This window comes from Streptomyces sp. NBC_01591, assembly GCF_035918155.1.
Lineage (GTDB): Bacteria > Actinomycetota > Actinomycetes > Streptomycetales > Streptomycetaceae > Streptomyces.
In genome coordinates this window covers 187,152-211,230 of the sequence record NZ_CP109328.1, presented here as the reverse complement: position 1 = coordinate 211,230, position 24,079 = coordinate 187,152, and the positions used below count along the sequence as shown (strand labels likewise).

At 68.9% G+C, this 24,079-nt stretch carries 23 protein-coding genes and 2 pseudogenes; 14 read left to right on the top strand and 11 right to left on the bottom strand.

Annotation, left to right across the window (positions count from 1 at the left end):
• Positions 1–143: 143 nt before the first annotated feature.
• Complete coding sequence (locus OG978_RS41875) at positions 144–572, bottom strand: hypothetical protein (protein WP_326770343.1); 429 nt, start codon at positions 570–572, stop codon at positions 144–146.
• Positions 573–981: 409 nt separating this feature from the next.
• On the opposite strand from OG978_RS41875, the gene OG978_RS41870 reads away from it, so the two are divergent.
• Entirely contained in the window at positions 982–1,362 is a 381-nt protein-coding gene (locus OG978_RS41870; protein ID WP_326770342.1) for a hypothetical protein, read from the top strand.
• Between the two features lie 47 nt (positions 1,363–1,409).
• Positions 1,410–3,956 (top strand): tetratricopeptide repeat protein, encoded by a 2,547-nt coding sequence (locus OG978_RS41865; protein WP_326770341.1) that lies wholly within the window; start codon positions 1,410–1,412, stop codon positions 3,954–3,956.
• A 358-nt stretch (positions 3,957–4,314) separates the two neighbouring features.
• On the opposite strand, the gene OG978_RS41860 is transcribed toward OG978_RS41865, so the two are convergent.
• The 3 genes from OG978_RS41860 to OG978_RS41845 form a co-directional block, all read right to left on the bottom strand.
• A complete protein-coding gene (locus OG978_RS41860) occupies positions 4,315–4,806 on the bottom strand; it encodes an NUDIX hydrolase (protein WP_326771047.1) in 492 nt (163 codons plus the stop codon).
• Positions 4,807–4,906: 100 nt separating this feature from the next.
• Positions 4,907–5,614 (bottom strand): IS21-like element helper ATPase IstB, encoded by a 708-nt coding sequence (istB, locus tag OG978_RS41855; protein WP_326771046.1) that lies wholly within the window; start codon positions 5,612–5,614, stop codon positions 4,907–4,909.
• A gap of 429 nt (positions 5,615–6,043) precedes the next feature.
• Positions 6,044–7,417 carry a transcriptional regulator gene (locus tag OG978_RS41845; protein ID WP_326770340.1) on the bottom strand — a complete coding sequence of 458 codons (1,374 nt, stop codon included), beginning with the start codon at positions 7,415–7,417 and terminating at the stop codon, positions 6,044–6,046.
• A gap of 206 nt (positions 7,418–7,623) precedes the next feature.
• Here OG978_RS41845 and OG978_RS41840 point away from each other — a divergent pair, with 206 nt between their 5' ends.
• The 6 genes from OG978_RS41840 to OG978_RS41815 all read left to right on the top strand — a co-directional run bounded on the left by OG978_RS41840 (position 7,624) and on the right by OG978_RS41815 (position 12,334).
• The gene (locus OG978_RS41840) at positions 7,624–8,499 is read left to right on the top strand and encodes an aspartyl/asparaginyl beta-hydroxylase domain-containing protein (RefSeq protein ID WP_326770339.1); all 876 of its coding nucleotides are present in this window, start codon (positions 7,624–7,626) and stop codon (positions 8,497–8,499) included.
• Between the two features lie 38 nt (positions 8,500–8,537).
• Positions 8,538–9,455: a nucleotidyltransferase domain-containing protein gene (locus OG978_RS41835; protein ID WP_326770338.1), complete on the top strand. Its 918-nt coding sequence runs from the start codon at positions 8,538–8,540 to the stop codon at positions 9,453–9,455.
• Positions 9,452–10,006 (top strand): LOG family protein, encoded by a 555-nt coding sequence (locus OG978_RS41830; RefSeq protein WP_326770337.1) that lies wholly within the window; start codon positions 9,452–9,454, stop codon positions 10,004–10,006. The genes OG978_RS41835 and OG978_RS41830 overlap by 4 nt, the downstream gene beginning before the upstream one ends.
• Positions 10,003–10,527, top strand: a complete 525-nt coding sequence (locus tag OG978_RS41825; protein ID WP_326770336.1) for an orotate phosphoribosyltransferase — start codon at positions 10,003–10,005, stop codon at positions 10,525–10,527. Before OG978_RS41830 ends, OG978_RS41825 begins: the two co-directional genes overlap by 4 nt.
• Positions 10,524–11,183, top strand: coding sequence for an HAD family hydrolase (locus tag OG978_RS41820; protein ID WP_326770335.1), 660 nt, complete (start codon positions 10,524–10,526; stop codon positions 11,181–11,183). Before OG978_RS41825 ends, OG978_RS41820 begins: the two co-directional genes overlap by 4 nt.
• A 215-nt stretch (positions 11,184–11,398) precedes the next feature.
• Positions 11,399–12,334 (top strand): phosphotransferase family protein, encoded by a 936-nt coding sequence (locus OG978_RS41815; protein WP_326770334.1) that lies wholly within the window; start codon positions 11,399–11,401, stop codon positions 12,332–12,334.
• A gap of 321 nt (positions 12,335–12,655) precedes the next feature.
• On the opposite strand, the gene OG978_RS41810 is transcribed toward OG978_RS41815, so the two are convergent.
• Together OG978_RS41810 and OG978_RS41805 are read right to left on the bottom strand one after the other, a co-directional pair.
• On the bottom strand, positions 12,656–13,297 hold the full coding sequence (locus OG978_RS41810; RefSeq protein ID WP_326770333.1) for a gamma carbonic anhydrase family protein: 642 nt from the start codon (positions 13,295–13,297) through the stop codon (positions 12,656–12,658).
• Between the two features lie 147 nt (positions 13,298–13,444).
• Positions 13,445–14,795 (bottom strand): annotated as a pseudogene (locus OG978_RS41805) (IS630 family transposase).
• A gap of 351 nt (positions 14,796–15,146) precedes the next feature.
• On the opposite strand from OG978_RS41805, the gene OG978_RS41800 reads away from it, so the two are divergent.
• Positions 15,147–15,533, top strand: coding sequence for a hypothetical protein (locus OG978_RS41800; RefSeq protein ID WP_326770332.1), 387 nt, complete (start codon positions 15,147–15,149; stop codon positions 15,531–15,533).
• 84 nt (positions 15,534–15,617) lie between these two features.
• On the opposite strand, the gene OG978_RS41795 is transcribed toward OG978_RS41800, so the two are convergent.
• Entirely contained in the window at positions 15,618–17,045 is a 1,428-nt protein-coding gene (locus tag OG978_RS41795; RefSeq protein ID WP_326770331.1) for a helicase associated domain-containing protein, read from the bottom strand.
• A gap of 326 nt (positions 17,046–17,371) precedes the next feature.
• Positions 17,372–17,632 (bottom strand): hypothetical protein, encoded by a 261-nt coding sequence (locus tag OG978_RS41790; protein WP_326763365.1) that lies wholly within the window; start codon positions 17,630–17,632, stop codon positions 17,372–17,374.
• Between OG978_RS41790 and OG978_RS41785 the strand changes: the two genes are divergently transcribed.
• From OG978_RS41785 to OG978_RS41775, 3 genes are all read left to right on the top strand, one after another.
• Entirely contained in the window at positions 17,633–18,163 is a 531-nt protein-coding gene (locus tag OG978_RS41785; protein WP_326763364.1) for a helicase associated domain-containing protein, read from the top strand.
• 951 nt (positions 18,164–19,114) lie between these two features.
• Positions 19,115–19,423, top strand: a complete 309-nt coding sequence (locus tag OG978_RS41780) for a transposase (RefSeq protein WP_176740405.1) — start codon at positions 19,115–19,117, stop codon at positions 19,421–19,423.
• The gene (locus OG978_RS41775) at positions 19,420–20,340 is read left to right on the top strand and encodes an IS3 family transposase (RefSeq protein ID WP_326763363.1); all 921 of its coding nucleotides are present in this window, start codon (positions 19,420–19,422) and stop codon (positions 20,338–20,340) included. The genes OG978_RS41780 and OG978_RS41775 overlap by 4 nt, the downstream gene beginning before the upstream one ends.
• 28 nt (positions 20,341–20,368) lie before the next feature.
• Here OG978_RS41775 and OG978_RS48600 read toward each other — a convergent pair whose 3' ends face one another.
• Positions 20,369–21,061 (bottom strand): ATP-binding protein, encoded by a 693-nt coding sequence (locus OG978_RS48600; RefSeq protein ID WP_442817635.1) that lies wholly within the window; start codon positions 21,059–21,061, stop codon positions 20,369–20,371.
• On the bottom strand, positions 21,042–21,593 hold the full coding sequence (gene vanY-N / locus OG978_RS41770) for a D,D-peptidase/D,D-carboxypeptidase VanY-N (protein WP_266694172.1): 552 nt from the start codon (positions 21,591–21,593) through the stop codon (positions 21,042–21,044). Before vanY-N ends, OG978_RS48600 begins: the two co-directional genes overlap by 20 nt.
• 86 nt (positions 21,594–21,679) lie before the next feature.
• On the opposite strand from vanY-N, the gene OG978_RS41765 reads away from it, so the two are divergent.
• Both OG978_RS41765 and OG978_RS41760 read left to right on the top strand, forming a co-directional pair.
• Positions 21,680–22,375, top strand: a complete 696-nt coding sequence (locus tag OG978_RS41765; RefSeq protein ID WP_317865726.1) for a response regulator transcription factor — start codon at positions 21,680–21,682, stop codon at positions 22,373–22,375.
• Complete coding sequence (locus tag OG978_RS41760; protein ID WP_326769889.1) at positions 22,368–23,489, top strand: sensor histidine kinase; 1,122 nt, start codon at positions 22,368–22,370, stop codon at positions 23,487–23,489. The genes OG978_RS41765 and OG978_RS41760 overlap by 8 nt, the downstream gene beginning before the upstream one ends.
• Positions 23,490–23,607: 118 nt before the next feature.
• Here the strand turns inward: OG978_RS41760 and OG978_RS41755 are convergent.
• Positions 23,608–23,904, bottom strand: a pseudogene (locus tag OG978_RS41755) (peptidoglycan bridge formation glycyltransferase FemA/FemB family protein); the annotation flags it as partial.
• Positions 23,905–24,079: the final 175 nt, after the last annotated feature.

Here is a 24,079-nt window from a genome sequence, read left to right as displayed (position 1 = left end):
CAGCGCAGAACCAGTGATCGCCCCGCCAGCCGCAACCGAACCCGCCCCGGCGGACACCCGGCGCGCCGCCCCCGCCCCTGAGGGAGCCGCACCGTCTCCAGATTCGCCGGTCTTACCCCCGCGACGGGCCCGAGGGAACAGGCTCACCGCTCGCTTCCCTCACCCAGGGCACTGTCGGTGATGTCGCCACCAGCCGCCACCCCGTCCCGCCCGGCCCGCACATCATCCCCGTCCCGCCGCGAGGAACCCCTCCTCGACGGAGTACGGGCACCGGTCACCTTCGAGTCCTTCCCGAGCGCCGAGCCCGTGATGTCACCACCGGCCACAACCGCACCACGACCACCACGCACCCGACGCCCGCCCACGGATCCACCACCACGAAACAGCGCGACCACCGACACCAGCAACGCCACCAGCCCGACCACCGAACCCACCACGCTCGCAGCCTGACCAGCCGTATCCAGATCAGCCAGGACCGCCACCAACACCAGCCCCACCGTCCCCAGAAACGCCACCACCGCCGTCACCCACACCCACACCCGCGCCACCCCCGCCGAAGCCACAAAGCTCACCGACCTTCCCGCAACAGACCACATGGACAAAGCAGTTCAAGACTCAAGAATCAAGAAGCCGACGCGCCGTCAGCTCTACTGAGACCGTAACGGCCCAGTGCTCCTACACCCCAACCAAGCACGAAACCCGACTGGGAAGCATCGCTGCCCGCCAGCCTGGCGGCTTCGCAGCGACCCATGCCAGGTCAACAGCCGGCTGAAAGGCAGTTGAGGGACATCGAGGCGGAAGCCGGATTCACCAGGTCCATGCCGCATCGAAGCGAGGGGACCTTCCGGCCCTGGCGCCGCACACTGCCGGCCTGGTCGTTGAAACCGATGGCGGCGGGCACGCGTGCTTGCTATCAGTGAAAGCCTCACGTGACGCTGGGGGCTGACGCGTTGTCGGGTGGTGGACAGGGGAGGGGTGAGCATGTCGCGGGGTTGGAAGATCACGGTCATGGTGGTCGGGGTGGCCGGTGTGGTGTCGACGCCGCTGGTCTGGCTGCTGGACAGCCCTGATACCGGTCAGCTGGTCGGCGCCTCGGTGCAGGCCGCCACCGGCATCGCCGCCCTGGTCTGGGCGCTACTCCAACGCCCGCCTGCACCGGCACCGGCACCGACCCCGGTTCCGGGGCCGGCGGATTCGGCCGTTGATACTGGGAAGGCCGACGGAATTGACGGCGGTACGGCTCACACCGGTGTACGGCGCCCCGGCGGCGCGGGTACCGGGTCGGCGAAGGCGGAGCGGACCGGGGACGCCACCGCGCAAGGACCCGGCAGCAGCGCTGGCACCGGTATCGACTACAGCTGACCCCCCGGATCCCGCAGCAATCCACGAGAGGAAGACTCCTTTCTGCCATGAGGTTCTGGAAGCGCCGCTCAACGCCCGGCCCCGATGTGACCAGCCCCGATGAGGCCGGTCCCGAGGCAGGGGGCGGTGTACCGACACGGGCGGTGGAGGTCACGGACACCGGCGACGCCCAGGCCCACGGTGGGGGAACCGCGCTGACCGGCTACCGCGGACCGGCCCCCGAGCCCGCTGGCCCTCCACCCCAGGGCCCGGTGCAGGTATCGCGGACCGGGGACGCCACCGCCTCCACAGGCGGTACCGCGATCAGCGGGCACGTCGGTGAACTGACCGTCGTGCAGCAAACCGCCCCGCGGGAACGGGCATCCTGGCCGCACCAGGTAGGTGTGATCCCGCCCCGGGCGCAGTCCTTCCAGCACCGGCCCGAGGCCGAACAGCTGCGGGCAGCGGTCGACGGCGGAGGCACGGCGGTACTGTGCCAGGTCCTGACAGGAACCGGCGGAGTCGGCAAGACCCAGCTCGCCGCCGACCACGCCCGCGCCACCTGGGAATCCGGCGGGGCCGACGTACTGGTATGGATCACCGCCAGCACCCGCCCGGCGATCGTGGCCGGGTACGCACAGGCCGGCACCGAGGTCCTCGGCGCAGACCCGCAGGACCCGGAACAGGCCGCGAAGACGTTCCTGGCCTGGCTCGAACCCAAACCCAGCACGCAACCGTGCCGATGGCTGATCGTCCTGGACGACCTCGCCGACCCGGCCGACCTACGCGGCCTGTGGCCCCCCACCAACCCCTCCGGCCGAACTCTCATCACCACCCGCCGACGCGACACCACCCTCACTGGCCCCGACCGACGACTGGTCACCATCGGCCTGTTCACCCCCGACGAAGCCACCACCTACCTGACCACCACCCTGACAGCGCACCACCGCCACGAACTGGCCGGCCAACTCACCGCCCTGGCCGCCGACCTCGGACACCTGCCACTGGCCCTTGCCCAGGCCGCCGCCTACCTCACCGACACCGGCACCGACTGCGCCACCTACCGACAACTACTGACCGACCGCGCCCGCACACTCACGGACGCCCTGCCCGAACCTGACGCACTTCCCGACGACCACACCACCACAGCCGCCGCAGCCTGGTCCCTGTCCATCGAACGCGCCGACCGCCTGGGCCCGGCAGGTCTGGCACGCCCCATGCTCCAACTAGCCGCGATGCTTGACCCCAACGGCATCCCCGCCCCCGTCCTGACCGCACCCCCGGCCCTGAAATACCTCACCAAACACCGCACCCCAGGCCAGCACCCCAGCAAGAGAGGGCGCTGGCGAAGGCGTAGACGAGGGCCACAGGTCAGCATGCAGGACGCGGCCGACGCGCTCCGGTGTCTGCACCGGCTCAGCCTGATCGGCCACACCCCCACCACCCCACACCAGGCAGTACGCGTCCACAACCTCATCCAACGCACCGTCCGCGACACCATGCCGACAAACCAACACAAACAGCTCGCCCGCGCCGCTGCCAACGCCCTGACCGATGCCTGGCCCCAGGTTGAGCGAGATACCACTCTTGCCGGGACCTTGCGCGCCAACGCGGAAGCCCTCACCAGCCAGGCCGAGGACACCTTGTGGCACCCCCGTGCCCACCCGGTTCTCTACCGCACCGGCAAAAGTCTCGGCGAAAGCGGCCAGGTCACTGCCGCCATCAACCACTTCCAACACCTGGCGGACACCGCCCACGACCGCCTGGGTCCTGATCACCCCGAAACCCTGACGGCCCGGCACAATCTTGCCTTCTGGCGGGGGGAGGCGGGGGATGTGGCTGGGGCCATGGAGGCCTTCGCCGGTCTGCTGGCCGACTGGGAGCGTGTGCGGCGACCCGACCACCCCAGCACTCTGAGCGCCCGGCACAATCTTGCCCACTGGCGGGGGGAGGCGGGGGATGTGGCTGGCGCCGTGGAAGCCTTCGCCGGTCTGCTGGCCGACCGGGAGCGTGTGCAGGGTCCTGATCACCCCGAAACCCTGAACGCCCGGCACAACCTTGCGCGCTGGCGGGGGGAGGCGGGGGATGTGGCTGGGGCCATGGAGGCCTTCGCCGGTCTGCTGGCCGACTGGGAGCGTGTGCAGGGTCCTGATCACCCTGGCACTCTGAGGGCCCGGAGCCTTCTTGCGCGCTGGCGGGGGGAGGCGGGGGATGTGGCTGGGGCCATGGAGGCCTTCGCCGGTCTGCTGGCCGACGAGGAGCGTGTGCTGGGACCGGACCACCCCGAAACCCTGACGACCCGGTACAACGTTGCCCACTGGCGGGGGCAGGCGGGGGATGCGGCTGGGGCCGCGGAAGCCTTCGCCAGTCTGCTGGCCGACCAGCGTGTGCTGGGGCCCGACCACCCCCACACCCTGAGCGCCCGGCAGAATTTTGCCCACTGGCTGGGGGAGGCGGGGGATGCGGCTGGGGCCGCCGACGCGTTCGCCGCTCTGCTGGCCGACCGGGAGCGTGTGCTGGGACCCGACCACCCCCACACCCTAGAGACCCGGAACTTTCTCGCCTTCTGGCAGCGGAGACGGGCGGATTCAACGCCGAATAACGATCACTCGTGAACACGAAGATCGGCAGGACATTTCCGCAGGGCGCGACTGTAACGCTTCCCGAGTACGCGCTTGATTTTGTCGGGGTGAACGGGAGCCACTGCATCGGCGAGTTTGGGAGCCACTTTGCTCCATCTGTGACGAGGATGGGCCCGACACAGGTCCATGATCGTCAACGGGTTCGGGAGCCACCCCTGTCGGGTGACATCACGCCTGTGGATGTGGAGTGTCCGCCGTGGTCCGGAGGTGTTTGGCGATAGTTTGGTTGCCCCGGGTCCTGCTGGTCCGTGTCCCTGACAGGCGCGGTTCGGCAGGGCCCGGCCTCGCGTTCGGCCGGCTATTGGTCGGCGGTGTGCTTAAGGACGTGCGCTCAGCCGTCTACGGGGATCGGCCGGTTCGGTGGGCCGTCGGTCAGCAAGGACGCCAATAGTTTCGGCAGCTCAGCCGGCCGCAGCACATCCGAGGTCGCGGCCAGTTCCGCTATGGTCCACCAGCGGTGCCCGGTGATCGCGGCCTTCTCGATCTCCTCGAAAGCCGAGGTATCGACCTGGAACGCAGGCGTCCGGGCCATGTAGTAGCGCTGGCGAACCTCATAAGCGACGCCGCCCCGGACCGCTGTCCACGGACGCCCTCGCCAAATCTCCGGACCCAGCGAGAGGTTCGTCAGGCCGGTTTCTTCTCGCAACTCCCGCAGGGCTGCCTGCTCGTGGCTTTCGCCTGGCTTGAGTCCGCCTCCAGGGGTGAACCACCGAACGGAACCATCCCCCTTGTTCAGGGCAGAGAACAGCAGTAGCCGACTGGCGTCGTCCAGCAACACCACGCGCGCGCTCGGGCGCGGCACCAGGCTGCCCTCCGGTTTCATCACCTCGTCAGATTAGAACCGCGGTCCCTGGGTGACCAACGGAGTTGGTCACCGGGCTGAGCTTTCACGCAAGTCTGGTCAGAGCCGGATTCAGAGAGCCTCATGACCGTGCGGTGGCCTGGCGGTCGGCTTCGGTGGACTGGAAGCGGTAGGACTCGGTGCCGGTCTGGATCAGCGTGCAGCGGAACGTAATGCGGTCGGCGATGGCCGCGCAGAGCCGGCGGTCGCCGAAGGTCTTGTCCCACTCGGCGAACGGGGAGTTCGTGGCGACCGCGGTGGCCTTGCGCTCCTCGCGTTCGGTGAAGATCTGGAACAGCAGCTTGGCGCCCTTCTTGTCCAGGTTCGCGTAGCCAAACTCGTCCAGGCAGAGCAGGTCGACCTTGGTGTAGCGGGCCATGAGCGAGGACAGCCGCCTGGCCGCCTCGGCTTCGGCGAGCTCGTTCACCAGGGCCTGGGTGGTGATGTAACGGGCGGACAGTCCGGCCTCCGCGATCGCGGTACCGACCCCGATCAGCAGGTGGGACTTGCCGGTGCCAGAGTCACCGATCAGCACCAGCGGACGGCCCTCACGGACCCAGGACGTGGACTTCAGATCGGCGACGACTTCCGGGGAGACGTTGGGGTTCTTGTCGAAGTCGAAGTCCTCCAGCCGCTTTGGCCGGGGGAATTTCGCCGCGCGGACGAGGGCGTCCATTAATTGAAGAGCTCGACAGCGAACTGTGACGGCGGGGCCGGGAAGGTCTTCGACCTCCCGGCCCCGCCGGTTTCCTCGGTTGTTCAGTTCAGGCTGTCGGCCGGCTGTCTCCACAAGATGGCCCAGCACGGCGCCTGACCGCCTCAGGCCGGGGCCATCGTCCAGGCCCGGCCGGTTACGAGCACCTCCTATCGGGACACTCGGCCGCCCAGTGCACCGCCTGAGTGGGAGTGAGGCGGTGCTCGGGGCAGTCAGCGCGCTCGGTCCCGGTCGCGACGCCCCCGCACGGAGTCCTGAGACAGATGCACGCGGGGTAGGACCCACCGAGCGCCGTCACGCCGCCGCACTGCCCGAAAGCGAGGCCGCGGCGCCCTCGCCGAAGTCGTCCTCCGCGAAGCCGACGGACGCCTGCCCGCACCGCTGGAGCGCACCGCCCGCTGCGCCAAGAACCGTGCCCGACTCGTACGGGCCCTCTACACGCGGTTGGACGGCCTCACAGAAGCCCTCCCCGCCGCTACACAGCCGGACGGGCTGCTCACGCCGTTAGTCGGCGGTGTAGTTGAGGAAGTTGGCGACGACGGGTACGCCGCGGCGGCGTCCGAGTTTCTGCCGGAGGTCGTTCAGTGTGCTGGTGCCGCGGGCGGAGGTGACACCGCCCATGCGGGCCACGGCGGTGTGGGCGGTGTCGACGGCGGCATCGATGTCACCGAGGGCGAGATGGGCCTCCGCGAGGCGTGCGAGGTAGATGGCGTGCCCGCGCGGGAATTCGTCGCCGTTGTACGCCTCACCCTCACTGTGATGGGCGGTGGAAGCGTCCTGGAAGTGCTTGAGGGCTTGGCGGGGGTTGCCGAGATTGAGGGCGGAGCTGCCGAGGAGCTGGTGGGTTTCGCCGAGGTTGAACCAGTAGACGCAGGCCGGGTCCGCTTCCATCGGGCCGGCGTTCGCGTAGGTGTCCAGGGCCGCGTTGGCGGCCCGGTCGGCAGCCCGGGTGTCGCCGGCGCGTGCGTGGGCCCGGCAGGCTCGGGCGTGGAGCATGGCGGTCATGCGGGCGGAGCCGATCCGAGGGGCCTGGGCCAGGGCTGCGTCGATGAGGTCGATCGCGCCGCGCGGGTTGCCGGTCGAGTACTGCTGGATGGCCCAGAACGCGAGCGTGTTGGCGCCGACGACCGGGTCATCCGCGCTCGCGGCGGCCCGCAGGGCAGTGACGTAGTGGCGTTCGGCGGCGGCGATCTGGCCACTGTCATACGCCGTCCAGCCGGCTGACCTGGATGCCTCTGCAGCGGCGCCGAACAGGCGGCGCCCGACGCGCTCGCTGTAGGAGGCGTCCTTGAGCGCGCTGATGATGAGGCGTAGTTCGGTGCGGGCGGCGTCGTAGACCTCCCCGGATCCCAGTTGGTCGTCCAGGTGGCGCAGGTCGTCCAGGCGGCGTTCGAAGCGGTCGGGGGTGCTGTCGTCGATGCGTCGGCCGCCAGTTGGGGATGCGCCTGTGGGGGTGGCTCCGGACCACTGGGCGACGGTGCTGCCGAGGGTGACGGATGTGGTGATCAGGAACTTCCTGCGGTCCATCGGACCTCCTGCGATCTCCAGTGCGTGCACGGTCGCCGTGGTGGTCCACGGGGCGGTGAGGATGGCGTGGTCGTCGGGCACCGCGAGTAAGAGCCAGCCTGGCCAGCCGTGGGCCAGAACTGTTTCGGGAGGGATCTTCTCCAGTGCGGCCATGGCGAACTGGGTGCGGAGGTTGGGTGCGTTCTCGCCGCTGACCCACCGGGACGCCTTCTCCTTGCGGTAGCCCATCTGCCCGTATCCCATGCGCCGGTGCTGCTCGGCCACCCGGAACAGATACGCCTCGTGGGTCGTCCCGCGCTGTGACAGCAGGTAGGCGAGCGGGTGCTGTTCGGCGGTGATGTCCACGGTCACGGCGGCTTCCCTTTCGCGAGCACACGGGCCACCAGTCTTCCGGCTGCGAAGGGGCGGGGGAAGGCCGCCGGGACCGGACCGCAACCCACCGCAACCGGCAGCAACCGGCCGCAACGCCGCTGCTCTGTGCCCCGGGTTGCGGGTGCGGTGTGGTGAGCCCGGCGGCCCGGCCGGGCCGCCGCTGGACGAGGTGTCGGGAGAGACGCATGGGGACGATGACGTTCGCCGCGACAACAGCCGGCGAGGAGAAAACGGACCCGGGGCCGGAGCTGCTGGAACAGGTGGCCCGGCTGGCCGACCTGGACGAGACGCTGGTGGAGCGGATGAGGGCGGAGGCGCTCGGGGCGCCGACGCGGGGGAAGGTCGCGTACGGGGAGTACCAGTCCGGCGGCTGGTGGACCGCCTCGCTGATGAACCACTCCCCGGACGGGGATCCGCACGATGTCGTAATCGGCGACGGCCGGCCCCGCCCGACCACCCTCCTGGACCGCATGCCCGTGACCAAGGACTTCCTGGCGGGACTGGGACTGGACTTCATGTACGTACGTCTCGCGCGACTGGAACCGCACTCCTACCTGTGGGAGCACCGCGACTACGCGGAGCTCCACGAGCGCGGCCGGCACCGCCTGCACATCCCGCTTGTCACCAATCCGTCGGCGGTTCTCGTCACGGCCGGGGCCCGGGTGCACATGGCGACCGGCTCCCTGTGGCGGCTGACGCCCTCCCAGGCCCACGGGGTCCGCAACGTCACAGGCCCCGACCGGCTGCACCTGATCGCCGACGTCTACACCGACGACGCCTACCGCAAGCTCGCCGCCCGACCGCATCTGCGCGCGGGCGACGCGGCCCAGCTGCCGGTGATGACGGCCGCCGACCGTGGCCGGCTGATGGAGCGGGCCAGCCAGCTTGCCTCGCTCGGGTTCGTCTCCTCGGCTGAGCAGGTCCTGCTGCGGGCCTACTACGCCTACGCGCTGGCGGAGGGCAGGGCGTACGACCTGATCACCGATCTGCACACAAACCGCGGATCGGACACAGACGCCGCCCGATGGACGGAGGCGAAGAGGCACCTGCTCGCCCGCTGACCCGTACCTCGTCTCTTTCACAGGAAGGAAAAAGTCGTATGACCACGACAACACCCCCGGCGCCGCTGCCGCCGCTGGAAGAACTGGCGTACGCCCACCGGCCCGCTCAACTGACGGTGCTGGCCGATCTGGTGCAGACGTTGTCCGGTGTGCAGGCGGTGACGCAGCTGCTCGTGAGGGGCTCCCTGGCAACCGGGACGGCAGACCGGCTGTCCGACGTCGACCTGGTCGTCGCCGTACGGGACGAACGGCTCCCGGCGCTGATGGGAAGTCTGGACGCGGTGATGTCCACCGAGTTCGGCGCGCTGCTGCCCGGCTGGCGGGACACCATCGTCGGCGACCTGGGCGGCGCGGGTTTCGTCTACCTGCTGCCGCACGACGGGCACCTGCTCCAGCTGGACCTCTACCTCTGCCCGGCCAGCGCAGTGGACGCGCTGCGACGCCGGATCGGCCCGCGCCTGCTCTGGCAGGAGACCCGTGCGGACACCGGCCCGGACGTGAACGCGGGGGCCCGGGGGGAGACGGTGGCAGAGCTGGCCCGTACGGCAGCCACGCCGGACAACTGCTCGACGCTGCTGGTACAGGCGATGGTCCTGCACGCGATGCTCCGCAAACGCGTCCTGCGGGGCCAGGAGTACATCGCCTACGGACTCCTGCACCAGCTGCACGAAACGTGCCGGGACGTGATCCGCACCGCGCTGGTGCCGCACTCCCGGCATCACGGCTGGTACCACCTGCCCGACGAGGTGGGCCGTACGACGATCGGGCGGGAGTGCCTGGCGGAGCTGACGGACGCGCTGACCAGCCCGCCGGTCCCCAACGTGGCGCAGGCGGACGAGGCCCTGAACCGCATCGTGCGCCTTGCGCAGCGGATCGCCCCGCACGCCGTCGACTCGCTGGCCGACGAGATCACCGCGTACCGCGCCTACCAGCAGCACGAGGAAGGACTCGTATGAACAGCACCGACCTGACCGCGGCCCTGTTCGCCGGAGTTGTACCGCCGGACGGCGAGGAACCCCTGGCGGAGGCCGCCGGCGCCGCACTCGCCCGCGCCGGATACGCCCTGAAGCACGGCGGCTACAACGGGCTGATGGAGGCCGCCGCGCGCGGCGCCGCACGCCACGGCGCGCCAGTCACCGCCGTCACGCTGGCCGACCGCCCCGACTGGGGAGCCCTCAACCCCCACGTCACCACCACCGTGTACGCCCCGACCATGGGGGCCCGGCTGCACGCATACCTCGACGACGCGGACCTGGTCGTCGCGATGGGCGGAGGGGTCGGCACGCTGCACGAACTCACCGCCGCCCTGTACTACGCCACCACGATCCGCCCCCTTCCCGTGCGGCTGCTCGGGCCCGCCGTGTGCCGTCTGAGCGCGATCTTGCGAGCGGAGGGATGGCTGACCGAGAGCCCCACCCGGCCCCTGGGCTTTCTGCGGGAACTTCCCGACGCCGAAGCGCTCGCCGCCGATCTCAAGACCCTCGACGCCGGGCGGTGCGAGCAGTGACTCCGTCCACCGTCCTCTTCGCGGAGAAGATCGCCGCCGTCGCCTACCGGCTGGGCCCTTACCGGCTGCCGGACGGCGGCACGCTCGAAACCTACTTCGACCCCTACCGGCTGGCCGGTGACCCGCAGCTGCTGACGGAGACCGCGGCCGCGCTGGCGGACCTGCTGCCCGCCGACACCGAGGTCCTGGCCGGTCCGGCGCTGGCCGGCATCCCGCTGGTCACGGCGGTGTCCCTGCACACCGGCCTGCCCGCCGCCTTCCTACGCCCGGCCCCCAAGGAACACGGCACATGGCAACAGATCGAGGGCACCGGCCTGGAAGGCCGGCGAACCGTCCTGCTGGACGACACCGCCCGCAGCGGCGTCAGTCTCCTGCGCAGCGCCCGTCTGCTGCGGATCGGCGGCGCAAGGGTCGGCACGGCCTTATGCGTCCTCGATCGGGACACGGGCGCCACCGCCCTGCTCGCCAGCCACCATCTGCTCCTGCGCTCCCTGGTCCGTGACCCGGACAGTGCGCGGTGACGGCCACCCGGCGAGCGGCGCTGTTCGACCTGGACGGAGTGCTGCTGGACAGCGCCGCCGCGGTGCGGGCCACCCTCGCGGGGGTCGCCACCTGTGCAACCGGCCGTCGTGTGATGCCGGGTGACCTTCCGCCCGGCGCTCTGCGCCGCCCCCGCTGCGAGGTCCTGGCGTTCCTGGACGTCGCCGACCCCGACGACGCGTGCGATCGCTGGTGGGACGGCGCCATGTCCGCCAACTCTGTCCAGCCGTTCCCCGGGGTGCTCTCCGGCCTGCTGGCCCTGCGCGCACAGGGCACGGCCACGGGCGCGGTCACGGTTCAGGACCCCGACCGCCTGCGGTGGCTGCTGCCGCCGGCCCTGTCCGAACTGCTGGACGTCATCGTCACCCGGCAGGACGCGCCACCCAAACCGGCCCCCGACGGGCTACACCTCGCCCTGAGCCGATTGAACGTCGGCCCGGAGCACGCGGTATTCATCGGGGACAGCCCCACCGACATGACCGCGGCCCGCGCCGCCCGAGTCCTTGCGCTCGGAGCGGTCTGGGGCTGGCACCCTCCCGCCGCTCTCCGCGCGGCCGGAGCCAGCCACCTCCTGCCCGCGCCCACCAGCATCGGACCGTCCCTCCTGCGCCACCTGCCCCCAATCGACAACGCGTGATGCAGTAGCCCCACTACAGTGGAGGGGAACCCGCAACGGGTTCCCCTCCACCCCCACACCCCAGAGGACACAGGCGAATGCGCGTGATGCGGCGACGAGCGCCCGGCGCCGAGCTGGAGCACTGAGGAACCCCTTCCTCAGCCCGACTCGCGGTCCGGCTCGGCGCGCACCCCCATCACCCCGCCACCGATCCCTGACCTCTGAAAGCTGCCCCCATGCCTGTACCGCCCACCAGCGGCCGTCTGCAATGGACCGACGTCCCCCTGCCGCTGCGCGCCCGCCTCGAAGACGCCCTCGGCGCACCCGTCACCGACACGGTCACCCCCGCAGGCGGCTTCGGCCACCAGCTCGCCGCCGCGCTCACTCTGGCCGACGGCCGACGGGTCTTCGTCAAAGCGGCCCCCGACGACGACCCGCTGACCGCCGCCAACGTCCACGAGGCCGCAGTCCTGGACGCGTTGCCTTCCGGGGCTCCGGCCCCGGAGCTGCTGGGGATCCACCGCGCCGCCGGCTGGACCGCCGTCGTCATCGCCCACCTGGACGGACCGCACCCCGACCTGTCCCCGGCGTCCGGCGACGTCGGGCAGACCTTGGCCCTCCTGGACAAACTGACTTCCAGCCCCGCCCCGGCGCCGTACGCCGCAGCGGTGAGCACCATGCCGTCCACGGCGGCGGCCCTGCACGGCTGGGACGAACTCATCTCCGATCCGCCGACCGACCTCGCCCCCGCTGCCCGTGACCGCCTGCCGCAGCTCGCCGAACTGGAAGCGGCCTGGCCCGCCCTCGCCCACGGCGACCGCATCGTCCACGGCGACCTGCGGGCCGACAACATGGTCCACGACCAGGCCCGCGGCGTGACCTTCGTGGACTGGGCACACGCCACCACCGGCCCGGCCTGCATCGACGCCGCCTCCCTCGCACCGCAACTCATCCTCGCCGGACACACGCCCGCAGACATCGCACGCCTGCTCCGCGACCACCCCGCCACCGCCAGCAACCCCGACACCACCACCGCGTTCCTCGCCGCACTCACCGGCCACTGGCACCACAACGCTCGCAAACCCGCACCCCCCGGCGCCCCGGGACTGCGCGCCTACCAGCACCGGGCCGCCGGGGCTGGTCTCGCCCTCCTTAGCCACCGCCTGAGCTGAACCACAACCGGCTGGACCGCCTCACGGAACCCCTCCCGGCCGCCACGTAGCCCGGATGGGGAGCGGCCTGGGATGGGAAGCTGCTGGCCCGGGTCAGCGGAAGGCCCCGGCCGCACATCAATTCCGGCGCGCACAAGTGCACTTCGCGACAGCGGCAGGGCGCTGACCCCATACCGCCCCGGCCCAGGCCGCCCTACCCTGACTTCGATCTCACGGACCCGCACTCGCTCTGCCACCGGCACAGCTTGCCGGACGCGCGCGCCGGAGTGGAATCCGGACGGCGCGTCACCTCACCACAGCACAAGGGTCGCTGATGCGGCGTTAGCCGAGATTCAGAACCTCATCGTCCGCGTGCGTGCCGAACTCGGCGACGCGCACCTCCGCGATGTGCTCGTACCGGCTGATCCGGTCGGTCCACTCCGCGTCGACGCCGAACGCCACCTGCGCGAAGCCCACCCGCCCGACGGCCTCGGCCAGGCCCGGATCGCCAGGGGCCAGCAGCCGCACCGGCGCGTCAAGCGCCACGGTGTGCGGCGGCACGAAGTACTCGTCCGGCAAAACGGTGCGCGCATGGACGAGCGCGCCGACAGCGACAACCGAGCCGGCCCCCAACCGTGCGCACTGCAGGACCGTCGCCGCGGTCGCCACATAGACGCACCTGCCGACCTCGCAGCCCAGCAGCGTGGCATGCGGCCCCACGAAGACGTGGTCGTCGACAAGCACCGGCTGATCGCCGGCGACCGCAGACCCGCGCAACACCGCGTTCTCGCAGATCACCGCCGCCTCCCCGACCTCGATCCGAGACCCCTCGGCATCGAGCACCGCACCGTACATCACCCGCGCCCTTCGCCCCACGCGGACATCACCGACGAGCGTGGCCGTCGGGGCGACGTAGGCGGTGGGATGGACCTGCGGTTCATGCCCGCGGTGCCGGATGCGGATTCCCTGCGCTTCAGCGATCATGAGCGGATTCTCGCCCGACCGACCGCGAGCATGCTGGCGGATTTCCGACGTCGCGTTCGCCGAGACATGTGCCATCCGCGATCTGAGGTACTACAGGGCGAACGTTGGCTGATACGGCACTAGTGTGATGCGCCAGAAAAGGTGATCTTAAGTCTGCCGCTGGTTTTCGGTGCTGGGTGGGCTGATTTTGGTGAGGTAGTCGGCGAGGGACTTGAGGATCTCGTCGGCGGTCTTGGTCCAGGTGAACGGCTTCGGGTTCTCGTTCCAGGTGTCGATCCAGGCGGTGATGTCCTTCTCCAGGGCTGTCACGGAGGTGTGGACGCCGCGGCGGATGAGTTTGTCGGTCAGCAGGCCGAACCACCGCTCGACCTGGTTCATCCAGGAAGAGCCGGTCGGGGTGAAGTGGACGTGGAAGCGGGGGTGTTTTCCCAGCCACGTCTTGATCTCGGCGGTGTTGTGGGTGGCGTAATTTGTCACAGACCAGATGGACGTCGAGTCCGCTGGGCACGGCCTTGTCGATCCGGATCAGGAACTTCTTGAACTCGATGGCGCGGTGGCGGCGGTGCAGTTCCGATATGACGGTGCCGTCGGCGATGTTGAAGGCGGCGAACAGGCTGGTGATCCCGTGCCGGTAGTAGTCGTGGGTGCGGCGTTCGGGCATGCCCGGCATCATCGGCAGTACCGGCTGCGAGCGGTCCAGTGCCTGGATCTGGCTCTTTCCATCGACGCAGAGAACCACCGCCTTCTCCGGCGGCTGGTGGTAGAGGCCGACGACGTCGACGACCTTGGCGACGAACTGCGGGTCGGTGGACAGTCTGAAGGAGTCCTGCAGGTGGGGCTTGAGGTCGAACTTCTTCCAGATCCGCCCGACGGTCGATTTCGACAGCCCGCTGTGCTTCGCCATCGAGGCACGCGACCAGTGCGTGTCCTTGCCCGGGACGGACTCCAGAGTCGCCACGAGTACGTCCTCGACCTGGTCGAGCAGGACCGAGGGCGGCCTGCCGGGGCGGGGCTCGTCCGTCAGTCCGTCCAGACGCAGGGTGATGAACCTGGAGCGCCAGCGGTTCACCGTCGCGTGGGCGATGCCGAGTTCGGCCGCGACCTCCTTGTTCGTCCCGCCCTCCGCACACCGCAGCACGATCTTCGCGCGCAGTGCCAGGAACTGCGCGGTCTTCGCCCGCCGCGCCCAGCGCGTCAGCTCCGCACGCTCGGCTTCGCTGAGCACCAGGTCCGGCTTGCGCCGGCCCGGCCGCGGCTCATCCACCAAGCCCGCCAGCCGCCGGGCCACGAACCGCGAACGCCACTTGCGCACCGTCTCCACGGACACCCCACAGTCCGCCGCCACAGCGGTATTTGACGCCCCGTCCGCACAGGCCAGGATGATCCGCGCCCGCTCGGCCACACGGGCCGGCACCCCGCCACCCGCCCAGCGCAGCAACTCCGCACGCTCCTCAGCGGACAGCACGACTTCGACAGCACGAGGGCCTCGATGCGACATAAAAACAGCCTACAGACTTAAGACCGCCTTTTCTGGCGCATCACACTAGACCGAGACAATGGCCAGTTGGGCGGGTGACAGGCCCGGCTTGCCGTCCCGGGGATACCCTCCTCGAAGTCCTCGTCGCTCCACAGGCCGTTGAGGTGGTCGCGGATGGCCATCGCTGTGGTGCCCCTGGGGTTGCTCGCCCGGGCGGCGGCGAGGCCTTCTTCGGTGGCTTCCACTCCGTATGCGCCCTTGGACCGCCCTGGTTCGGCCGGTCCGAGCCGCAAGGCGTACGGGCTGAGTATGAGCTCGGGCGGAGATGAGTATCTGGGCCCATGCTGGGGTGTTGTCTGCGCGGTGAGGATCGTGCGTACCGCGCACGGAAGGAAATCCGATGAATCCCAGCACCTACGCCCGCCTGTACGGGCCCCGCAGCTGGCGCCGCGCCCCAGGCGGACCGGCGTCGTCGTGCTGGCCTGGATGCTATGGATACTCAACGTGGCGTCGCTGGCCTGGCTGACGTTCCTCGTGGCCCTGACCGTGCTCTGGGGCGCTGCGGAAGGGGCAGCAGCCGGCGGCTTCGTCCTGCAGTTCGTGCTGATCGTCACCGGCGCCGTCGTCGCCGTGATCGCTCTGGCCTTCGCCCCCGGAGTGCGCCGCCTGCACTGGGCGGGCCGTCTGCTCCTCACCGGCACCCTGACCTGCCCGGTCACCACCGGCCTCGCGATCGGGTCCTGGATCTACGTTGGCTGAAACCCCGAGCTCGTCCCGGAAGACAGCGGCGGCGAGGAGCACAACGCGCCGAGCGTCCCCGTGTTGCCACTGTTCCACCCACCTTTACCAGCGCATCCCGAGCTGATCGAGATCCGCCCGGCGCTGCTCGGTGAGCTTGTCGGCGCGTTTGCGTACGTTGTCGAGCCACACACCGAGCTTGACCACCACGGGCTCTCCAGCACCTGCCTGACGGCCCGCCAAGCCAGCTTCCGCCCCCACCTGCTCGATGTGTTTCCGGGGCACCCGCAGATGCCCCTCACGAGCATGGAACTGCTGCGCCGCACGCAGGTTGAGTGCCCACATATCGTCTTGTGTCCGCCGTACAGGGCGTTCGTCGTCCCCAACCGCCTCAATGCCGAGCACGTTTTCCAGGAGCCATTGCTGTGCGGGCAGCAACTCCTCCCACCCGTGCCGCTGCGCGGTGATCCAGCGTCCGAGGTCTTCTCCTTGCACGATCACCTTCCCGGCCGCCAGCGGTGCGGTCCCGCCGTTCTGGAGCAGGTTTTGGACGAGGCGGAAGCAGCGTTGCCACCCCGTGTCCCATACCGGGCACCAGCCCGGATCGATCTCGTCCAATGCTGCGCGCCGCGCCTCGGTCAACGCGCCCGCACTGCTCTCGACAGCCAGGCCGGCCTGCCTTCGCTGCGCGTTGGTGTCTGCGGTCCGGGCTGCGTATCGCTGGTTCTTGGCCCAGGTCCCGACCGGGTATCCGTCCCATACCGCAGTCGCGGGCGGCAGCAGGTGTCCGTGCACGGCCGCCCAGGCGCGGGCGGCTGCGAGGCCTTCCTCGAACGCGACGTCCTGGTGCGACCACACCATGCCCAGCCCGGCCAGCTGTTCCACCCGCCCCGCATCCAGACGCCCCGCCTTATGGGTTTTGCGCTGGTCGGCGAGCCAGGTCCCGAGCGGGAACCCGGCCGGAACCCAGTGGCCGGGGGTGACGTAGTCGTACGGCACCCGCAACTGCTTCGCCCCGGTCTCCTTCACATACCGCACGCATGCCTGGATACCGCGCCGCCAGAACGTGTTCTCGGGCTCGATCACCCGCAGCTTCACGAACTGCGCCAGCAACGCGGGATCCCGGGGTGTGCTGAACTTCAGCAGCTCCCGCGCGGGCACACTCGGCCCCCGCTCACCTTCCGACACTTCCCGCTCAGCCTCCACCTCGCCTTCCTCGGTTCCCTCCGGGTGCCAACTCCCGCTCCGGATACGGGGGTCGGCGAGGTGTTCGATGGTGTCGGTGTCGTGTGCCCGCAGTGCTGAGAGGACCTTCGAGAGGGTTCCGTAGGCGTCCGAGGTCAGCATTTCGTCCGGACTTTCACCCGGAGCGAGGAATACCGGAACGACCAGAGAAGCAATCTTCCCTTCCCCCGGCTTGATTCTCAGGGCGCGTCCGACCATTTGCACGATATCGATCATCGACCCCCGTGCATCGCAGAATGCGACGGAATCACAATTCGCGGTATCGACGCCCTCGCCCAGTACCTTCACCGTGGTGATCGGTGTCGTTTTGTCGGTGGGTGTTCGTCATCGTTTTGTCAGTGGCTCGGTGGTGTTTCCTGGCCGATGATGCGGGGTGCTGGGTTCTGACAGCGGATGCCGATGAAGGACTGTCGTTCTTGCGGGGCGTGGTGGTCGGTTTGCTGCTGATCGCTACGAGGGTGGGGTGTTCGTGCTGGTCAGTGGTGTGGTGTGGGCGGGTGTCCGATCCCGGTGAAGGTGGCGAACGGACCGCTGATCACGGCGAGCCGGTGAAAGGTCGAATTGAGTGTGCGGCAGAGTGGATCTGTCCGTCTCCTCCGTGGCCGTCCGATGGGTCAGCGGCCGGGGCGTGGTGCCGCGCGCATGGATTCGCGTGACGCGTCCAGGAAGGCACTGCGAGCTTTCCCTGCATTCCTGTACATGTCGCGATATATGTCGTAGTTGGGCCAGCCCGAGGTTCCGGATTTCGAGCGCACCGAAGATCCCAGGGCCTCCAGCGCCTCGGCAAGGTTGATGCACGCCTTGTCCACAAGCTCCGGGACGAGAAGCAGCACCCGCTCCAGGGGACGCTGCACACCTTCAGAGATCCGATCCACATGGGCCGCCGTACTCTCTTCGTGGTCCTCCCAGAAGCTGTCGCCCATCCGAGCTTCCTCATGCGCCGCTATTTCGTCGAAGTACTCTCCCTGGTCGATCTCCTCTTGGAATTCCTTCACCGCGGTGTCCCAGGCATCAAGGAGTGCAACGTATGCGTCCTGACGCTGTCCACGGAGCCACTGGCCGTGCTCAACCGCAGCTTGGTCCCTGACCTGCCGCCGACCGAGGAAGAAGCCACTAACCACTCCCGCCAACGCCACCCCCTCGCCTATCTGCTGCGCCGTCCCCGCGGGGCGTCGCAACGTGCCTTCAGCAAGGGCCTGCATGCTGCCTACATGTTCTGGCGCCGCCACGAACACTTCGACGTCCCCTACGGTTACCTGCATGAGGAGGACGGCCAGAGCCTCCATCTGGGGCGCTGGATCGCGGAACGACGCCGGAACGTAACCCAGCTCAGAGCTGAGCAGATCGCCGCCCTCGAGGCCCTCGACATGCGCTGGATCCCTCGCCCCAGCCACACAGGCGCTTGACCGGCCACACCCGCTTACGAACAGTCGTGCGTCGTACTTGACCAGCAACGGCCGCCGCAGCGGCTTGGCTGGCTCAGTCCCGTCGAGTTTGAGGAGAAGTATTGCGTCGGCCAGGTGACGGTCGAACAACTGAACCTGAAACCCCGTCAACCCGCCCTGACCAGCTGATCGGCACCTCCCGCACACCGGGGAAACCTCATGGCCGGCCCGGTCCGTGCCGCTGGATCCGCGCTGGTCGGACGCGGAAGCGGCCTGCCCTATGCCCAGATGAGCGCTTGGACCGGTATTCCTGAAGACGACCTGGCCCAGCAGGTCCAGGACTATCACCGCCTCATGGCTCTCTGAGCTGCTGCACGATCGCTGTCGCGAGGCTCGACGGGTCGGACCCGGGGCTCGCACGCCCGATTCCTGAATGCTGGTCTGGTGGGTGAGGGCAGCGCTGGCGGGGCGGGTTGGTCACCTGGTGGCGGGGGCGAGTTGCACGCGCATGCTGCGAGAGTTCGTCACGTGACCGCAGAGTCATTCCCGGCGGTCACGCTCTGGTACCGCCTGGCCAACGCGGGCCCTAGAACCCACGTGATGTCGTCGGATCCCGGGTCGTACGACCACCCGTCCGCTACCCGGGCGGCAACCAGCCGGTCGAGGGTGGCAGTCAGGGCGCCAGGTGTGTCTGCTGCGCACACGCGCCCGAGTCGGTCTGCCTCGATGATGCCGTGCACGTGGCCGGGGGAGAGGTAGGTGGCCAGCGCGAGTCCGGCGAGCTGTTCTGAGGCCGACAGGCTGCGAAGCGCCGGGCAGGATGTCAGGCGCAGCGCTGCGTCGGCGGCATGGGCACGGTCCCGGCGCCCAGGGGCCTGTGTCAGGACAGCAGCGTCGAGAAGTTGAGGTTCCCCCGAGATGCGGGGATGGGTGACAGAAGGTCAGATGGGTCTCATGAGAGGAGCCCAGACGATGCCTGCGCCGAGAAAGTACCCGCTGGAGTTGCGTGAGCGTGCGGTCCGGATGTACCGGACCGCCGAGCCGAAGCCCGTGATCCGCCGCATGGCCGAGGAACTCGGCGTGCACCACGAGGCCCTGCGCAACTGGATCCGCCAGGCCGAGGCCGACGCCGGCGAACGCGACGACCTGCTCACCACCGCCGAGCGTGAGGAGCTTGCCGCCCTGCGCAAGGAGAATGCCCAGCTCAAGCGTGCGAATGAGGTCCTGCGGACGGCCTCGGCTTTTTTCGCGGCCCAGCTCGACCCGACCCGGCCCAGGTGACGGCGCTCGTTGACGAGCACCCGCATCTGGGGGTCGAGCCCGTACTCCGGGAACTGAACATCCCTTCCTCCACCTACTACCGGTGGCGCCAGGCCGAGAAGGAACCGTGCGAACGGCGCCGCCGGGACGCCGAGCTGACGGGCAGGATCCAGCAGGTCCACGACGAGTCCGGCGGGATCTATGGCTCACCTCGCGTGCACGCCGTCCTCAAGCGTGAGGGCGTCCACGTCGGCAGGAAGCGCGTCGAGCGGCTCATGCGGGAGGCCGGCCTGGCCGGGATCAGCCCCCGCCGGGGCACGGGTTTCACTCGCCGTGACCCGGACGCCGATCTGGCCCCTGACCTGGTGCAACGCGACCTCACCGCGAATGGGCCGAACCGGCTGTGGGTTACCGACTTGACCATGATCTCCACCGGGGAGGGGCCGTTGTGGCTGTCCGCGATCCGCGACGCGTTCTCCCGCCGGGTGGTCGCCTGGGAGACCTCCGCCCGCGCGGACGCCGACCTGGTCCTCACCTCGCTGGAGTATGCCCTGGCCAGCCGCGAGGTCGCCCCCGGTGAGCTCATTCACCACGCCGACCACGGCTGTCAATACACGTCCGTGAAGCTCACAACACGCCTGGTCAGGGCCGGTATCCAGGCGTCCATGGGCTCGGTCGGCGACTCGTTCGACAATGCCCTGGCGGAGAACCTGTGGATGGTCATCAAGACCGAGTGCATCCGCGGCCGCGTCTTCGCCACCAGAGCCGAAGCGAACCTCGCGCTCTTCGAGTACATCGACGGCTTCTACAACCCCCGCCGCATCCAGAAACGACTGGGCTACCTCAGCCCGATCGAGTTCGAGGAGAAGTACTACGCCGCCCCGGCAGCGACCGAACAAGTGAACCTGAAACCACGTCAACCCGCTCTGACCAGCTAGTCAGCCACTCCCGCGCTGCGGGGGAACCTCAGCAGCGTCGAGAAGTTGCACCGCGAACCCGCGCTGCTTTGCCCAAGGCGGGTTCGTAGCCAGACGCGTGAGCCAGCCGGATTGCTCCAGCTCTTGCCAGAGAGACGAATGACGATTCATGCGCAGGCCTCGCAGTAGCCCTGCCAGCATCCAGAGCCGGCCGGAGACAGTTGCCCGCAGCGCGCACTGCAGAGCCAGCAGCCGCGCAGCGGCACCGACCTCGGAGGGGAGGGCGGCTGCGAGGTAGCTGAGCATTTCCTGGATCCGAACTGCCGCCCCTGGCCCGCGCTCCCGTTGCTTGCGGCGTTCTGGGAGAGCGTCGGGGTGGGGTGCCGTCGCGCGCGTCGTGGGTTCGGGGACGATGGCGCTGTGTGCGGTGGCCTGCGCGCAGGCGCTGCACCGCCCTGGCCTCGGCCACGAAGGCTGCGGGGGACTCCTCGAGACTCCGCCCGTCCAGCATCAGTACGGTGCGATCCGCTGCTGCGGCCCGCTGGGCGAAGCGTCCCAGCAGCGCCGACTTGCCGACACCGCCGGGGCCATGAATGAACAGCACTCGGCCGCCGGTGCACAGCGCCTCCTCGAAGGCAGCGAGCTCTTCCTTTCGTCCGACGAAGGCACGTTGCCTCGCGGCCTGGAGACGCCCCTCCAGGCGCCCGGCATGCTGCCCCTCGTCAACGAGCTTGCAGGGCATCGCGGATCTCCTGGGTCGTTGGTGGCACGTCGGCGTCCGGGCGGTACTCGAAGTGCCACCACTCGTTGTCGTAGATGCGGTAGAGGTCGTAGCGGGCACCGTGTTCCTCGAGCCAGCGCGCGCCTTCGAACGGGCGCACATCCAGCGCGGTGCCCTTGACGTGCCTGGATTCCGCCGGTGGCAGTACGAGCATCCGGGCCGCGGCCGGTGAGCCGACGCGGCGCACCTCCTCGTCGAACAACCGCTGCTGGACGAGGGGATCGCGGTATCCCGAGGTGAGGCCGACGAGCTGCCCATGACGCCAGAGCGCCTCAGCGCGTGCAGCGGTGAACGCCGCCCTGGCACCGTCGGTGAGCCCGGTGAGATCCTCGGCAGGAAATCGGATCCCCAACGCCCAGTGGCAGGCCAGTTCACGGGCGCGGCCGGGATCGCGGACGAACGCAACGGGGAGCAGGAGCACGGCGAGCACCACCGCAAGTACGGTGAACAGCCGGTCACGGGGCCGAAGCGGGATAACGTGTGGCTCGTTCATGCCCCCAGTCAAGGGGGCGTGATGTTGCCAGCCCGTATCCAGTTTTCGATATACCGACGATACGTACCGGCTCGTAACATCGGACTATGCGTGTATTAGTCGTCGAGGACGAACCCTACATGGCAGAGGCGATCCGCGATGGGCTGCGCCTGGAAGCGATCGCGGCCGACACCGCCGGTGACGGTGATACCGCTCTGGAACTGCTGAGCACCAACGCTTACGACATCGCCGTCCTCGACCGGGACATCCCCGGACCTACCGGTGACGAGATCGCCAAACACATCGTCGCCTCCGGCAGCGGCATGCCGATCCTCATGCTGACCGCTGCCGACCGGCTCGACGACAAGGCCACCGGGTTCGAGATCGGCGCCGACGACTACCTCACCAAGCCCTTCGAACTCCGCGAACTCGTGCTCAGGCTCAGAGCACTCGACCGCAGGCGAGCCCACAACAGACCACCTGTGCGAGAGATCGCAGGCTTACGTGTGGATCCGTTCCGCCGCGAGGTCTACCGCGAGGGCCGCTACATCGCGCTGACCAGGAAGCAGTTCGCTGTGCTCGAAGTCCTCGTCGCTGCCGAAGGCGGTGCCGTCAGCGCAGAAGAGTTGCTGGAGCGAGCGTGGGATGAGAACGCCGATCCGTTCACCAACGCCGTGCGCATCACGGTCTCGGCCCTGCGCAAACGCCTTGGCGAGCCCTGGCTGATCGCCACCGTGCTCGGGGTCGGTTACCGCATCGACGCAGGACCGGACGCCGATGACCGGGGAGCGGTGCGTGGATAGGCGTCAAGGGTTGAGCGTCCGCCTCAAGTTCACCCTCAGCTATGCCGGGTTCCTCGTGATCGCGGGCGCATTGCTGCTCGCCGCCGTGTGGGTGTTCCTTCTGCGGGGAAGGTCGAACAGCCTGGCCGTCCCCGATTGGTCCGACTTCCTACGCGTCTTCAAGCCAAGCAATTTCGGCCCAGTCGTCTTCGTCCCGGCGGGAATCCTGGCGCTGGGGTTCCTGCTGGTGTTCGGTCTCGTGGGCGGGTGGATTCTGGCCGGCCGGATGCTCGCCCCGCTGATACGCATCACCGACGCCACACACAGGGTGGCGAACGGACCGCTCTCCCACCGGATCCGCCTACCGGGCCGCCGAGATGAGTTCCGCGAACTCGCCGACTCCTTCGACACCATGCTCGCGCAGCTCGAAGCCCACGTCGCCGAACAGCAGCGATTCGCGGCCAATGCCTCTCACGAACTGCGCACCCCGCTGGCGGTCACGCAGACGCTTCTCGACGCGACCCGCAACGATCCGAACCGCGACACCTGTGAGCTTGTCGAGCGCCTCCGCGTGGTCAACACCCGAGCCATCGACCTCACTGAAGCACTGCTCCTGCTCAACCGCGCCAACCAGCGGTCATTCACCAGGGAAGACGTCGACCTGTCCCTCCTGGCGGAAGAAGCCACTGAAACGCTCCTCCCCTTGGCAGAAAAGCATGGCGTCACCATCGAAACCTCCGGCGACATGAGCACCACCATCGGCTCACAGGCGCTCCTGCTGCAGATGGTCATGAACCTTCTGCACAACGCGATCGGCCACAACCTGCCTGAACAGGGCACCGTATGGGTGCATACCAGCGTCCGCCCCGACACTGTTGTGCTCACTGTCGAGAACACTGGCGAGAAGCTCACCTCACAGCTGGTCTCGACACTCACCGAGCCATTCCAGCGCGGCACCGAACGCATACACAGCAGCCACGCAGGTGTCGGCCTCGGCCTGGCCATCGTCAAGACCATCACCCAGGCACACGACGGAACCCTCACCCTCACCCCCCGCCCCGCCGGCGGGCTCCGCGTCACGGTGCAACTGCCCGCCGCGTCAGCGCACACACAAACAGATGGCGATCAGGCCTGAAGAACGTCCGAATCTCACCGGGGAAACCCGCTGCCTGCTCACGCCCGAACTACGCCGGTCGCTGCTTCCACGCCCACTTCGCGTCTCGCCCGCCGAGTTCCGCCACCGACAGGCCGCCTCAGCCTCGATGGGATATGGAGACGTCGAATGCCTTACAAAGCAGGCGATTCAGCGGCAGATCCCATTCGCCGAGATACTCCAAGGCTTCGCCGCCGGTGCCGACCTTGAACTGGATCAGGCCCAGGTGCAGGAAGTTGTCGTCCACGGCGCCGGTGATGCCGCGCAGGTCGTGGACCGTACATCCGGCAGCCAGAGCATCAGTGATCATCTTCCGCTGCACGGCGTTCGACCCACATACCTCCCGTTCGGCCGTGGCGGAGGCGCCGTAGCTGTACCAGGCGTGTTCTCCGACCCGGGCCCGCAGCTCGCAGCACTCCAGATGCGGGCCACCGCCGTCGACCCGATGCGTAGGGCGAAGGTGCCAGAGTGCTTCAGGTGGTCCACCAATGGGTCGAGCCAGCCGGCCAGATCATCCGAGGCCCAGTCGATCACCGGCCCTTCGGGCAGGTACGCCAGCGATGTCTTGAACC